Source organism: Pseudomonas sp. LFS074, from assembly GCF_047978165.1.
Classification (GTDB): Bacteria; Pseudomonadota; Gammaproteobacteria; order Pseudomonadales; family Pseudomonadaceae; genus Aquipseudomonas; species Aquipseudomonas putida_P.
The window spans coordinates 3,643,184-3,657,379 of the sequence record NZ_JBFPFV010000001.1; the positions used below are offsets into that span (position 1 = coordinate 3,643,184).

13 protein-coding genes are annotated in these 14,196 nt (G+C 63.6%); 10 read left to right on the forward strand and 3 right to left on the reverse strand.

The window, feature by feature from the left end; genetic code table 11:
* Positions 1-128 precede the first annotated feature (128 nt).
* Positions 129-1,982: an ABC transporter ATP-binding protein gene (locus tag ACNQP3_RS16600; RefSeq protein WP_264316237.1), complete on the forward strand. Its 1,854-nt coding sequence runs from the start codon at positions 129-131 to the stop codon at positions 1,980-1,982.
* Between the two features lie 68 nt (positions 1,983-2,050).
* Here ACNQP3_RS16600 and ACNQP3_RS16605 read toward each other — a convergent pair whose 3' ends face one another.
* Positions 2,051-2,878 carry an IclR family transcriptional regulator gene (locus tag ACNQP3_RS16605; protein ID WP_012272825.1) on the reverse strand — a complete coding sequence of 276 codons (828 nt, stop codon included), beginning with the start codon at positions 2,876-2,878 and terminating at the stop codon, positions 2,051-2,053.
* A gap of 249 nt (positions 2,879-3,127) precedes the next feature.
* On the opposite strand from ACNQP3_RS16605, the gene ACNQP3_RS16610 reads away from it, so the two are divergent.
* From ACNQP3_RS16610 to ACNQP3_RS16645, 8 genes are all read left to right on the forward strand, one after another.
* Complete coding sequence (locus tag ACNQP3_RS16610; protein WP_060514404.1) at positions 3,128-4,147, forward strand: ABC transporter ATP-binding protein; 1,020 nt, start codon at positions 3,128-3,130, stop codon at positions 4,145-4,147.
* The gene (locus ACNQP3_RS16615; RefSeq protein WP_264316238.1) at positions 4,144-5,013 is read left to right on the forward strand and encodes an ABC transporter permease; all 870 of its coding nucleotides are present in this window, start codon (positions 4,144-4,146) and stop codon (positions 5,011-5,013) included. The genes ACNQP3_RS16610 and ACNQP3_RS16615 overlap by 4 nt, the downstream gene beginning before the upstream one ends.
* A gap of 4 nt (positions 5,014-5,017) precedes the next feature.
* Positions 5,018-5,812, forward strand: a complete 795-nt coding sequence (locus ACNQP3_RS16620; RefSeq protein WP_019471212.1) for an ABC transporter permease — start codon at positions 5,018-5,020, stop codon at positions 5,810-5,812.
* Positions 5,813-5,826: 14 nt separating this feature from the next.
* Positions 5,827-6,117 (forward strand): (2Fe-2S)-binding protein, encoded by a 291-nt coding sequence (locus tag ACNQP3_RS16625; protein WP_012272829.1) that lies wholly within the window; start codon positions 5,827-5,829, stop codon positions 6,115-6,117.
* On the forward strand, positions 6,114-7,472 hold the full coding sequence (locus ACNQP3_RS16630) for an NAD(P)/FAD-dependent oxidoreductase (RefSeq protein WP_264316239.1): 1,359 nt from the start codon (positions 6,114-6,116) through the stop codon (positions 7,470-7,472). Before ACNQP3_RS16625 ends, ACNQP3_RS16630 begins: the two co-directional genes overlap by 4 nt.
* A complete protein-coding gene (locus ACNQP3_RS16635) occupies positions 7,469-8,605 on the forward strand; it encodes an NAD(P)/FAD-dependent oxidoreductase (RefSeq protein WP_012272831.1) in 1,137 nt (378 codons plus the stop codon). Before ACNQP3_RS16630 ends, ACNQP3_RS16635 begins: the two co-directional genes overlap by 4 nt.
* Positions 8,602-9,645: a polyamine ABC transporter substrate-binding protein gene (locus ACNQP3_RS16640; protein WP_012272832.1), complete on the forward strand. Its 1,044-nt coding sequence runs from the start codon at positions 8,602-8,604 to the stop codon at positions 9,643-9,645. The genes ACNQP3_RS16635 and ACNQP3_RS16640 overlap by 4 nt, the downstream gene beginning before the upstream one ends.
* Before the next feature lie 194 nt (positions 9,646-9,839).
* A complete protein-coding gene (locus tag ACNQP3_RS16645) occupies positions 9,840-11,084 on the forward strand; it encodes an OprD family porin (protein WP_264316240.1) in 1,245 nt (414 codons plus the stop codon).
* Between the two features lie 56 nt (positions 11,085-11,140).
* Here ACNQP3_RS16645 and ACNQP3_RS16650 read toward each other — a convergent pair whose 3' ends face one another.
* A complete protein-coding gene (locus ACNQP3_RS16650) occupies positions 11,141-11,881 on the reverse strand; it encodes an aldolase (RefSeq protein ID WP_012272834.1) in 741 nt (246 codons plus the stop codon).
* Between the two features lie 13 nt (positions 11,882-11,894).
* Complete coding sequence (locus ACNQP3_RS16655; RefSeq protein WP_012272835.1) at positions 11,895-13,217, reverse strand: MFS transporter; 1,323 nt, start codon at positions 13,215-13,217, stop codon at positions 11,895-11,897.
* Between the two features lie 280 nt (positions 13,218-13,497).
* Between ACNQP3_RS16655 and ACNQP3_RS16660 the strand changes: the two genes are divergently transcribed.
* Entirely contained in the window at positions 13,498-14,172 is a 675-nt protein-coding gene (locus tag ACNQP3_RS16660; protein WP_264316241.1) for a GntR family transcriptional regulator, read from the forward strand.
* The last annotated feature ends 24 nt before the right edge of the window (positions 14,173-14,196 follow it).

Consider the following 14,196-nt stretch of genomic DNA (forward strand, 5'->3'; position numbering starts at 1 on the left):
CGCAGGCGGCCCTGCACAGCGCTTGATGTGATGCACTTTGCCTGCATCGGTGCTGGCTGCTGAAGGCGAATCCCGCGCTGTGCTGTATGGTTACCGGTTAAGTAAAAATCGATATTCCGGAGACAAGCATGCTTGGTATCTTTGAGCGCAGGCTCGACCCCTTCCCGCCCGACGAGGTGCCACCGCCGCCAATGGGATTGGTGCGCTTCATGTGGGCCTGCACCCGCGGCGCCCGAGGCTACATCCTGGCGCTGGCACTGCTCAGTGCCGGGGTATCGATCTATGAAGCCTGGCTGTTCGCCTTCCTCGGCCAGGTGGTCGACCTGCTTTCGGCGTGGCAGGCCGGCGGCACCGTCGGCCCCGACGAAAGCCGCGTACTCTGGGGCATCGGCATCGTCCTGCTGGTTAGCGTCGGGCTGGTGGCGCTGCGCACCATGGTTCAACACCAGGTGCTGGCAATCAACTTGCCGCTGCGGCTGCGTTGGGACTTCCACCGCTTGATGCTGCGCCAGAGCTTGTCGTTCTTCTCTGACGAGTTTTCCGGCCGGGTCACCACCAAGGTGATGCAGACAGCACTGGCAGTGCGCGATGTGCTGTTCACACTCATCGAAATCCTCCCTGGGATTGGCGTGTACTTCATCGCGATCATTGCCCTGGCCGGCGGTTTCGCCCTGAAACTCATGTTGCCATTCATCGCCTGGGTCGTGCTGTTCGGTTTGGCGATGCTGTATTTCGTACCGCGCCTGGGCAAAGTCGGGCAGGAGCAGGCCAACGCCAGGTCGTCGATGACCGGGCGGGTGTCCGACGCCTATACCAACATCACCACGGTGAAGCTGTTCTCCCACTCCAACCGCGAAGCGCACTTTGCCCGTGCGGCCATGGAAGACTTCAAACAGACCGGCTTTCGTCAGATGCGCCTGGTCAGCCAGTTCGAAATCGTCAACCAGGCGCTGGTGGTGGGTTTGATCATGGGCGCCGGGGGCTATGCACTGTGGCTGTGGCACCAGGGCCAGGTCGGCACCGGGGCGGTGGCGGCAATTACCGCCATGGCCTTGCGTATCAACGGCATGTCGCACTGGATCATGTGGGAGATCACCTCGCTGTTCGAAAACATCGGCACCGTGCAGGACGGAATGGCCACCCTCACCCGCGGCCCCAAGGTGCAGGATGCGCCAGATGCTACCGAGCTGGTCACCACCGGTGGCGCGGTGAGCTTCGACAAGGTCAGTTTCAACTACAACGGCGAGCGCCAGGTGCTCAACGACCTCAGCCTTAAGATTCGCCCAGGCGAAAAAGTCGGGCTGGTGGGTCGCTCCGGTGCGGGCAAGTCCACCTTGATCAACCTGTTGCTGCGCTTCTACGACGTGGACAAGGGGGAAATCCGCATCGACGGGCAGAACGTGGCCAAGGTCACGCAAGACAGCCTGCGCAATGCTATCGGCATGGTGACCCAGGACACCTCGCTGTTGCACCGAACGATTCGCGACAACATCGCCTATGGCCGCCCCGATGCAACCGAGGCGCAGATCCGCGCCGCTGCAGCCAACGCCCAAGCCGATGGATTCATCGGCCAGCTCAGCGACCGCCAGGGCAACAGCGGTTACGACACACTGGTGGGGGAGCGCGGCATCAAACTGTCAGGTGGCCAGCGCCAGCGCATCGCCATTGCCCGGGTCATGCTGAAGAACGCACCGATCCTGCTGCTGGACGAAGCCACCAGCGCGCTGGACTCCGAAGTGGAAGTAGCCATTCAGGAGAGCCTGGATGAAATGATGCAAGGCAAGACCGTGATCGCCATTGCCCACCGTTTATCGACGATCGCCGCCATGGACCGGCTGATCGTGATGGATGAAGGGCACATCATCGAGCAAGGCACCCACACCGAACTGCTGGCGAAGAATGGCACCTATGCGCGGTTGTGGCAGCACCAGAGCGGTGGCTTCCTGGGGGAAGACCAGGGTGTTGCAGAGGCTGTGGAGTAGGCCTGCTATTGGTTGGGGCCGCAGGGCGGCCCCAACTGTTGTTCTGGCGATGCGGCAATGCCTTGGCACTAACCAAACACATGAGAAGGCCGGCGCAACACCGGATCAAACGGGTTGATACGCTCGCCAATCGCCGCTGCCTCGCGCTTGAGCAATGCCACCACGGTCGGCATGCGGTTGGGCCCCAGGCGGTCGCTGATGGTCGCCACGCTCAGGGCCGCGACCGCATGGCCATTACGGTCAAGGATCGGCACCGCCAAACCGGCCATGCCGTCGAGCACGCCGGTATTGCGCCCGGCATAGCCCAGGCTGCGCACGTTGTCGATCTCGGCACGCAGCAGCACTTCGTCGTAATGATGAAAGTCCTTCAAGCGCGGCAAGTTGTAGCGGATCACCTCGTCACGCTCCTCCTCGGGCAGGAAGGCCAGGATCGCCAGGCTGCCCTGCCCCACGCCCAAGGCCACGCGGCCACCGATATCACCGGTGAAGGTACGGATCGGGTACGGCCCTTCGCTGCGGTCCAGGCACACCGCGTCGAACCCTGAACGTGCCAGCAAAAACAGCGAATCACCCAATGAAGCCGAAAGCCTCAGCAGGCTCGGGCGTACCACATCGCGTAGGTTGCCAGCCTGCCCGGCCTTGGCCGCGAGGGCGAAGAAATCCAGGCTCAGGCGGTAGCGCTTGCTGGTCGCACACTGGTCCACCATGCCCTCTTCGATCAGGCTGCGCAGCAAACGGTGGGTGGTCGGCTGCGCCAGGCCAACCCGCTGTGCTAGCTGGCTAACCTTCTCACCCTCGCCAGCGCAATCACCCAGCGCACGCAACACGGCGAACAAACGGGACACCGCAGTGACGCCGACTTCCTTGCCTTGTTCATTTCGTTTATCGGAATCCATTTTTCACTTAACCCTAAGAAATTCCAATGAGTGGAATAATTTCAAAATAGCTGTCACTCAGTGAAATTACCCTTTGTCGCCATCCTAATCATTGCCCTACTCTCCGGTCCATAGGGCGATATCACAACATCGGCCGCCGCCACAGAAGCGAGCGCCAACGTCCGTAAAAGCTTTGCTTTTCGCCGCTGGCGCTCTGCCCACCCTGAAACTGCCGGTTGACCCCGGTTCCGTTTGCGATGGAGCACAGCCATGACCTTTCTGTTGATCGACAAACTCTGCAAGCGCTATGGCGCCACGGAGGCAGTGGCCAGCTCGTCACTGTCCATCGAAAAAGGCGAGTTCGTCTCCCTGCTCGGCCCTTCCGGCTGTGGCAAGACCACCACCCTGCAGATGATCGCCGGCTTCGTCGAAGTCACCAGCGGGCGCATCGTGCTCGATGGCCGTGACATCACCCATGCCAAACCGGCCAGCCGCGGCCTGGGGGTGGTGTTTCAGAGCTACGCGCTGTTCCCGCACATGACCGTGCGCGACAACGTCGCCTTTGGCCTGCGCATGCGCAAGGTGGCCAATGCCGACATCGCCCGCCGCGTCGACCAGGCCCTGGCGCTGGTACGCCTGGACAAACATGCCGAACGCTACCCACGGGAACTGTCCGGCGGCCAGCGTCAGCGTGTAGCCCTGGCCCGCGCGCTGGTGATCGAACCGCCGGTGCTGCTGCTGGACGAGCCGCTGTCCAACCTGGACGCGCACCTGCGTGAAGAAATGCAGTTCGAGATTTGTCGCATTCAGCACGAGGTGGGCATCACCACCTTGATGGTCACCCACGACCAGGCCGAAGCCTTGTCGATCAGTGATCGGGTGGTGGTGATGGAAGCCGGGCGTATCACCCAGGTCGATGACCCTTACCGGCTTTACGAACACCCAGGCACGCCGTTCATTTCCGACTTCGTCGGCAAGGCCAACCGCCTGCGAGGCGTAACCGGCCCCGGCGGGCAACCGCAGGCTGCGGCCCAAGGCCCGCTGACCCTCAGCCTGCGCCCGGAAAAGATCAACCTTGGCGCCGCCGGCAGCGGCAAGCTGGCGGGCCGCATCAGCTGCCGCTACTTCCTCGGCAGCCAGTGGCTGTACCGCGTCGACACGGCCTTGGGCAACCTGGCCGTGGTTCGTGCCAACGATGGCAACGCACCGCTGGAGGAAGGCACGCACGTTGGCCTGGACTGGAACGATGCCCTGCTGCGGGTACTGAACGCGGCTGAGGTGGCGGCATGAGTACCGCAAAACTGCGCAGCAACGCCTGGGGCTACGGCCTGAGCAGCCCCGCCCTGCTGTTGTTCCTGGCGCTGCTGGTGATGCCGCTGGGGCTGACCGTGCTGCTGTCGTTCAACGCGTTCGACTACACCACGGGTATCCAGGCCGGCCAGTACACGCTCAGCCATTACCTGAGCCTGGTGACCGACACCTATTACTACGAGATTTTCTTCCGCACCTTCTGGATCAGTGCCCTGGTCACCTTGCTGTGTGTGCTGATCGGTATCCCCGAGGCCATGGTACTCAGCCGCATGAGTGCGCCGTGGCGCTCGATCTTCCTGATCCTGGTGCTGACTCCGCTGCTGATTTCGGTGGTGGTGCGGGCATTCGGCTGGAGCCTGCTGCTGGGTGCCGATGGCCTGGTCAACCAAGGCATCACGGCCCTCGGCGGGCAGCCGGTGAAGCTGCTGTACACACCGTTTGCGGTGATCATCGGCCTGGTCCACGTGATGCTGCCATTCATGATCATCCCGGTGTGGACCTCGCTGCAAAAGCTCGACCCGGCCGCCGAGCAGGCCGCGCTGTCGCTGGGCGCCAGCCAGTGGACGGTGTTCCGCCGCATCGTGCTGCCACAGATCATGCCCGGTGTGCTGTCGGGCACGCTGATCGTGTTCGGCCTGGCTGCCAGTTCGTTCGCCATCCCCGGCCTGCTGGGCGGGCGCCGACTGAAGATGGTCGCCACCATGATCTACGACCAGTACCTGGCCGAACTGAACTGGCCGATGGGGGCCACCATCGCGGTCGCCCTGTTGCTGATCAACCTGCTGGTGATGCTCAGCTGGAACCGGCTGGTCGAACGCCGCTACAAACGCGCACTTGGAGTTTGAACCGATGACCCGTAACGGCCCGTTGGCCCTGTCTTTTCACGCCCTGGTGATGCTGTTCATGCTCGCCCCGCTGGTGGTGGTGTGCCTGGTGGCATTTACCCCGGAAAACACCCTGAGCCTGCCCACCGCTGGCTTCTCGCTGCGCTGGTTCAGCGCCGTGTTCGAGCGCGCCGACTTCCTTGACGCGTTCTACAACAGCCTGAAACTCGCCGCCCTGGCGGCCTCGTTGGCCACCCTGATCGCCGTGCCGGCGGGCCTGGCGCTGACCCGCTACAGCTTCCCTGGCCAAGGTTTTGTCAACGGCCTGCTGCTGTCGCCGATCATCATCCCGCACCTGGTGCTGGGCGTAGCGCTGCTGCGGCTGTTCGCCCTGCTGGGGGTCAATGGCAGCTTTGCCTGGCTGGTGTTCGCCCACGTGGTGGTGATCACGCCCTACGTGCTGCGCCTGGTACTGGCTGCGGCCATCGGCATCGACCGCAGCGCCGAGCAGGCCGCACAAAGCCTGGGCGCCGGCCGCATCACGCTGTTCTGCAAAGTGACACTGCCGATGATCCTGCCGGGCGTGGCCGGTGGCTGGCTGCTGGCGTTCATCAACAGTTTCGACGAAGTGACCCTGTCGATCTTCGTCACCTCGCCCGCCACCCAAACGCTGCCTGTACGCATGTACGTATACGCCACCGAATCGATCGACCCGATGATGGCCGCCGTTTCGGCCCTGGTGATCGCCGTCACCGCCCTGACCATGATCGCCCTGGACCGGGTATACGGCCTGGACCGCGTGCTGGTGGGCAAGCAATGACAAGGAATGCCCTTATGCCCCTGTTCAAGCGCGTGGCCGAACACGACCGCGAGCCTGTGCCCTTCCTGCTCGACGGCCAGCCGGCCCAGGGCATGCACGGCGACACCCTGCTGACGGCCATCCTGACCCATTCGGAGCACCTGCGCGGTAGTGACTTCAGCGCCGAGCCACGCGCCGGGTTCTGCCTGATGGGCGCCTGCCAGGACTGCTGGGTACGCCTGCAGGACGGCCGCCGGGTGCGCGCCTGCTCGACGTTCCTTGAGCCAGGCCACTGCGTGAGCCGTGATCCGGGGCGCCGACCATGAGTGCAATCGTCATCATCGGTGCCGGCCCTGCCGGTATCCGCGCCGCGCAAACCTTGGTGGCCCACGGCGTACACCCAGTGCTGCTGGACGAAGCCAGCCGTGGCGGTGGGCAGATCTATCGCCAGCAGCCGGCCAACTTTCGCCGCCCGGCCAAAGCCTTGTATGGCTTTGAGGCCGGCAAGGCGCAGGCCCTGCACAACACACTTGAGCAGTTGCACGGGCAGATCGACTACCGTCCGGAAACCCTGGTGTGGAACGCCGAGCAGCAGGTGCTGGACACCTTGCAGCAGGGCCAACTGGCCGACCGACTGGCCTTCGACCGAGTGATCGTCGCCACTGGTGCCACCGACCGCGTGTTGCCGATCCCCGGCTGGACCTTGCCCGGGGTGTACACCCTGGGCGCCGCACAGATTGCCCTGAAGTTCCAGGGCTGCGCCATCGGTGAGCGGGTGGTGCTGGCGGGCAGCGGGCCGCTGCTGTACCTGGTGGCCTACCAGTACGCCAAGGCCGGCGCCACGGTCAGTGCCGTGCTCGATACATCGCCGTTCAGTGCCCAGGTACGCGCCCTGCCACGCCTGCTGCTGCAGCCAGGCACCTTCGCCAAGGGCCTGTACTACCGCGCCTGGCTGGCCGCCAAGGGCGTGCCGGTGCATCAGGGTGTGACGCTGCTGGGTATCGACGGCGAGCACCGTGCCAGCGGTGTGCGCTGGGCACGAAATGGCCAGCAGCACAGCCTGCCCTGCGACGCCGTGGCGTTCGCCCACGCCTTGCGCAGTGAAACCCAGTTGGCCGACCTGCTCGGCTGCCAGTTTGCCTGGAATACCCTCAACCGCGCCTGGCTACCGGTACGTGATGCCCAAGGCCGCGCCAGCAGCCCAGGCGTGTACCTGGCCGGCGACGGTGCCGGCATCCTCGGTGCCGACGGCGCGGAAATGACCGGGGAACTGGCCGCCCTGACGCTGCTGGCCGACCTGGGCAAGCCTGGCAACCCGCAACGCCAGCAGCAGCTGGAAAAGCGCCTGGCCACCCTGCAACGCTTTCGCCAAGGCCTGGAACAAGCCTTCCCATTCCCGCAGCAGTGGGCCCGGCAAGCGCCGGACCTGCTCACGGCTTGCCGCTGCGAGCAGATCAGCGCTGGCGAAATCCGCACCGCCGTGCGCGCCGGGCACTGGGAAATAAACCGGGTGAAGGCCATGTGCCGGGTCGGCATGGGCCGTTGCCAGGGCCGCGTGTGCGGTGCAGCCGCCGCCGAACTGATCGCCTGCGAAAGCGGTCGCCCCATTGACCAGGTCGGCCGCCTGCGCGGCCAGGCCCCGATCAAGCCCCTGCCCTTCGGCCTGGAGATCAAGCCATGACGCTGATCGAAGTGGATGCCATCATCGTCGGCGGCGGCATCGTCGGCAGCAGCGCCGCCTTGACCCTGGCCCGCAGTGGCCAGCAGGTGGCGCTGCTGGAGCGCGACTTCTGTGGCTCGCATTCCAGCGGCGTGAACTACGGCGGTGTACGCCGCCAGGGCCGCTCGTTGGCGCAACTGCCGTTGTCGATGCGTGCCCACGCCATTTGGGGGCAACTGCGCGAGTGGATCGGCATCGATGGCGAATACGCCCGCAGCGGCCACCTGAAGCTGGCACGCAGCGAAACCGACTTCGACGCCTTGAAAGCCTATGCCCGGCGGACCCAGGCCTTTGACCTACGCCTGCAATTGCTGGAGCGCCGCGAACTGCGCCAGCGCTTCCCCTGGGTGGGCGATATCGCCGTTGGCGCCTCGTACTGCCCCGAGGATGGCCACGCCAACCCTCGCCTGGTGTCACCCGCGTTCGCCCAGGCCGCCCGGCACAGCGGCGCCCAGGTACATGAGCAGTGCAAGGTGCTGGAAGTGGACCACGACGGCCAGCGCTTCACTGTGCGCACCAGCTCAGGCCAGTGCTTCAAGGCGCCCTGGCTGCTGAACTGCGCTGGCGCCTGGTCGGCGCAGTTGGCCGAGCAATACGGCGAGCCGGTGCCGCTGAGCGCAGCCCACCCGGCCATGCTGGTCACCGAGCCGCTCCCCCTGTTCATGACCGCCAGCACCGGGGTCGAAGGCGGTGGCATCTACGCCCGTCAGGTGGCACGCGGCAACTGCGTGCTGGGCGGTGGCCGTGGCTTCGCCCTGACCGCGACCACCGCGCGCCCTGGGCAAGCCGCCGTACTCGATATCCTGCGCAACGCCACCGAGCTGTACCCGGCATTGGCCGGCGCCCAGGCCATTCGCACCTGGAGCGGCACCGAGGGCTACCTGCCCGATGACGAACCGGTGCTCGGCCCGAGCCTGCTGCAACCTGGCCTGCTGCATGGCTTCGGCTTTGCCGGCGCCGGCTTCCAGATTGGCCCGGCAGCTGGCGAGGCCCTGGCGCAATGCGTACTCCATGGCGCGCCGGCAATCAGCCTGGCAGCCTTTTCCATCGACCGTTTTCAGCCCAACCACCACTACAAGGAAAACCTGTCATGACGCACAAGCAACGTTTGCTCGCCCTGTTCTGCACCGTGCCCGGCCTGTTCGCCTGCCTGCCCGCCATGGCTCAACCCACGCTGTACCTGGGCATGAACGGCGGCACCATGGAGCGGCTGTTCAGCGACAATATCCTGCCCCAGTTCGAGAAGGCCAACGGGGTGAAAGTGGTGATCGTCCCCGGTACTTCGGCCGACATCCTGGCCAAGGTCCAGGCCACCCCGAACAAGCCGTCGATCCATGTGATGGTGCTGGATGACGGCATCATGTACCGCGCCATCGGCATGGGCCTGTGCAGCACGCTCAAGCCCAACCCGACGCTGGCCCAACTGCCGGAAAAGGCCCTGATCAAGGACAAGGCCGCCGCCGTCAGCCTGGGCGTGACCGGGCTTGCCTACAACAGCCGCCTGTTCAAGGCCAAGGGCTGGGCAGCGCCCACTTCGTGGAACGACCTGGCCGACCCGCGCTTCAAGGACAAGGTGGTGTTCCAGTCGATGGCCTCGTCCACCTTTGGCCTGCACGGTTTCCTGATGTACAACCGCTTGCACGGCGGCAGCGATACCGACGTCAACCCAGGCTTCACTGCGTGGAAGAAAAACGTTGGCCCGAACGTGCTGGAGTACATCCCCAACTCGGCCAAGCTGTCGGAAATGGTGCAAACCGACGAAGCCGCGTTGTTCCCGCTCACCCCTACCCAGGTGACCGCACTGAAGCTCAAGGGCATCCCGGTGGAGTATGCCGCACCGAAAGAAGGCGCCGTGGTGCTCAACCAGGCCGAGTGCGTCACCGCCAACAACGACCAGCCCGAGCTTGCACAAAAGCTTGCCGAGTTCCTGCTCAGCCCCGAGGCGCAAGCACCGGCGCTGGAGCTGGGTGACCAGATCCCGTCCAACCCCAACACCCCGACCAGCGACAAGACCCGTGGCCAGGTCGAAGCCATGCAAACCTACCTGCAAACGGCGGTGACCATCGACTGGGACCAGGTCAACACCCAACGCCCGGAATGGAACGCCCGCTGGAATCGCCAGATCGAGCGATAGGCCGAGGCCCCCTGACCCGCTGCCGGCCCCCCAGGTGCCGGCCAGCGGGCGCACCACCCGCTTGAGCCACCAATAACCGCAAAGTCGCTCTGCCCTGCAAAGGCGCGGATAGGGCTTCTGCACGCCCGAAAAACGGCTCAGGCACCCCTTGCATCACGCTGCCACTTAACTAGAACAAGCAATCGGAGCATGAAATGAGCATCAACCCACTCGGTGTCACCGCCCTTTTGCTGGCATCCGCCAGCCCCTTGTTGCAGGCCAGCGAGCAATCCGAATCGGCAGGCTTCATCGAAGGCAGCAAGCTGTCGATCAAGGCACGCAACATGTACATGCAGCGTGATAACCGCGCCAGCGGCGCCCGGCAGAACTACGGCGAGGAATGGGCCCAGGGTTTCATCGGCACCTTTCAGTACGGCTTCACTCAAGGCACGCTGGGTTTCGGTATCGACCTGATCGGCCAGTACGCCTTCAAGCTCGACACCGGCGATGGCCGCACCGGTGGCGGCACTGGTCTGCTAGAGCAAGACAGCCACGGCGCCAAGCAGGACATCGGCAAGGCCGGTGCGGCGCTGAAAGTGCGTGCGTCCAACACCGTACTCAAATACGGCACACAAGTGATGGCGGTGCCGGTGCTGGCCACCTCCGACAGCCGCCTGCTGCCAGAGACCGTCGACGGTTTCTCGCTCACCAGCAAGGAAATCCGCAACCTGCAGTTGGATGCGGGCCACTTCACCGGCCTGACCAACCGCAACCAGTCGTCCCGCGACAGCGGGCGCATGACCGCAGTCGACTACATTGGTGGGGTCTACAGCTTCAATGAGCGGCTTTCCAGCAGCCTGTACTACGCCAAGACTGCCGAGCACTTTCGCAAGTACTACGTGAACACCCGCTACCTGTTGCCGCTGGGCGCCAGCCAGTCACTGAAGCTGGATTTCAACGCCTACGACACCCAAAGCATCGGTCAGGCCCGCAGTGGCGACCTGGACAACCGCATCTGGAGCCTGGGCGGCACCTGGACGCTGGGCGCACATGCCTTCACCCTGGCGTACCAGAAGGTGTCCGGCACCGGCGACTATGTGTATGGCCCTGACGGCAACGCGGTCTACAACTTTGCCAACTCGGTGCAGTACTCGGACTTCGACTACGAAAACGAGAAGTCCTGGCAGGCCCGCTATGACCTTAACCTGGCCGCTTACGGAGCGCCGGGGCTGAGTTTCATGACCCGCTACGTGAAAGGCACCGACTTCAAGAACGGCAGTGGCGGCGACCTGGATGGCAAGGCCTGGGAACGCGATGTCGAGTTGCGTTACGTGGTACAGGCTGGCGTGGCCAAGGATCTGTCGTTTCGCGTGCGCCAGGCCAGCTACCGCAGCTCGGACCGCGGCGGGCAGATCGATGAAGTACGGGTAATCACCGAGTATCCGCTCAACCTGTTCTGACCACCTGACAGGGCCCTGTAGGCGCAGGTTCACCCGCACCTACAGGGGCACCGGGGTTACTTGAGCTTGCGCCCCAGCGCCAGGAAGAACAGTTCGGACTGCAAGCGCTCGCCTTCGACCTGCTCCGCCACCTTCCGCGCCATGCCCGGGTCGGCCGGTTTCAGCTTCAGGCCGGTCGAGCGCGCCAGCACTTCCGCCTCACACGCCCGCTCCAGGTAATACAGGTCGTCATAGGCATGATCGATGCGCTCGGCACACACCACCACTCCGTGGTTGCCAAGGAACACGATGTCTGCCCCATTCATGGCCTGGGCAATACGCTCCCCCTCGCGATGGTCCAGGGCAAAGCCGTTGTATTGGTCGTCGATTACCAGGCGGTCGTGAAAACGCATGGCATTCTGCGACAGCGTGGTGTCCAGGGCCCGCGCCTCGGTCAGGCTTAGCGCAGTGGCGTGCGGCATGTGCGTGTGCAGTACGCAGGTTTTGCGCGCCACACGGTGGATCGCGGCATGGATGAACATCGCCGTCGGTTCGATTTCATGACGCCCCGCAAGGCGCTTGCCGAAGTCATCGACCATGACGATGTCGTCAGCCTGCACTTCTTCCCACATCAGGCCGCGCGGGTTGAGCAGAAACAGGTCGGGCCGGCCCGGCAAAGTCACGCTGAAGTGGTTGCACACGCCTTCTGCAAGGCCATGGTGGGCGGCGGCGCGCAGGGCCAGCGCCAGTTGCTCGCGCAACCGCACGACTTCAGGCTGGTTGTACAGGTCTTGCTCCAGGCTTTGAACGGCTTGCATAGGTCGTTTCTCCTTATTGGCTGCTGCCGAAACGGTTAGGCACGAGCACGAACAGCACCGCGCCGAGGAACGCACAACCCGCCACCACGTACAGCGAAAGGTCGGTGCTATGGGTCAAGTCCACGGTCCAGCCCACCAGGAACGGGCTGAAAAAGCCGGCCAGGTTGCCGATCGAGTTGATCAGCGCCACACCGGCGGCGGCATTGGCCCCCAACAGCGCAGTGGGTACGGTCCAGAAGATCGGGAAGGAGGCCATCACCCCGCAGGTGGCCAAGGTCAGCCCGAGCATGGCCAGCACGCCACTGTGGGCGAAGTGCGCAGCGATGATCAGGCCAACCATGCCAATGAACAGTGGAATCGCCAGGTGCCATTTGCGCTCGTTGCGCAGGTCGGCCGAACGCCCGATGTAGATCATCACGCCGCTGGCGACCAGGTAAGGAATGGCCGTCAGCAGGCCGACCGACTGCAAGTCGTCGAAGCCGGCGTTGCGGATGATGGTCGGCATCCAGAAACCCAGGGCGTACTCGCCCATTTCGATCAGGAAGTACACCAGGCTGAAATACCAGATCACCGGTGAGAACAGAAAGCTGCTCAGCGACCTGCGCTGCGCGCTGGACGGCCGACGCATGGCATCCCTGGTCAGTTCGTCCCCCACCAAGCGCTTTTCTGCCGCGCTAAGGAAGTTCGCGTCCTGGTAACTGTCTGGCAGGCAGCGTTTGACCAACAGACCGACCACGACAGTGGGCAGGCCATACAACAGAAACAGCCATTGCCAGCTCGCCACGCCCATGGGTGCATGCCGCATGGCTGACATGATCCAGCCCGACAGCGGCCCTCCAATGATCCCCGATAGCGGAATAGCAGCCATGAACAAGGCAATGACCCGCCCGCGCCGCTCGCTGGGGAACCAGCGCGTGAAGTAGAAGATGATGCCCGGAAAGAACCCGGCTTCAGCCACACCAATCAGAAAACGCAGGGCATAGAAGGTGCTGGCCTGCTCGATGAACATCATCAGCGAAGTCAGACACCCCCAGGCCACCATGATAAAACCGATCCAGCGCCGCGCACCGACACGCTCCAGCATCATGTTGCTGGGCACGGCGAACACCAGGTAGCCCAGGAAGAAAATACCCGCGCCCAGACCGTAGGCGGTTTCGGAGATATGCAGGTCAGCCAGCATGTCCAGCTTGGCGAAGCTGACGTTGATCCTGGCGAAGTAGGCCAGCACATAGCAAACGAACAGAAACGGAATCAGCCGCAGTGACATCTTGCGGTAAATCGCATCGAGTTGATGGGCCGGCGCACGCTCTGCCCCATCAAGGATCGCCTCTTTCATGTTTTCACCTTGTATGCACGTTTGTTCTAGTTGTAGGCATTGATGAATAGGTACTGCTGTCGTTGTTGTTATGTCTCGCTGGCCAGGCCTGGCTCGGTGAAACGCTAGGCCGAACATTGCTGATTGTCAACAATCAACAATTAACGGTAGTAATTTCAGCAGGTTGGCTGCTGCGTGCCAAAGGTTTCTGCTCAACCCGTGCGCGCGTGCGAGCGGCCGGGTGTACAGCCAACGGCGGCGAATGCTATATGTGGGCGTATCGCCACCAGGACCTGTGTCTATGAAATCCATCCAGCTTCGGCCGGTTTCGAAGCTTTCTGCAGAACAACAAGCCACCGAAAGCCTTCGTGAATCGATCTTGTCGGGGCATCTGAAGCCCGGTGAGCGCATTACCGAAACGGCACTTGCCGATCAGTTGGGCATCGCCCGCGGCACCTTGCGCACCGGCCTGAACCGGTTGGCGACAGAGGGGATCGTGGTGCAGACGCCGTATGTGGGCTGGCAAGTGGCTGAGCTGACAGCCGACGACATCTGGGAAATCTGGACGCTGCGTGGCAGCCTGGAACGGCTGGCCGCCACACTGGTGGCCAAGCAAGGCGATGCGCAGGTGCTGCAGGCGATCGGAGCGGCGTTTCTGGCGCTGCAGAAGGCCTGTGCCAAAGGGACACGCAAGGCCATCAACCAATGCGACTTCACCCTGCACCAGGCCATTATCGAAGGTACCGGCCACCAGCGTCTGATCCGCCAGTACGCACTGGTACAGCAGCAAGTGCGCTGGGTCATCAACACCACCAACCTGCTGATGCATACCAGCCCCGAGACCATCCTGGAGCAGCATCAGGCCTTTGTGCAGGCGATCCTCAAGGGCGAGAGCGAGACTGCCGGCGAACTGGCCTGGCAGCACAATGCCTACGATGGCGAACGGCTGGTGCAGTGGGTGCAGGGGAACGCCTGATGGGTGGGTTAGCCCTGTAAAAAG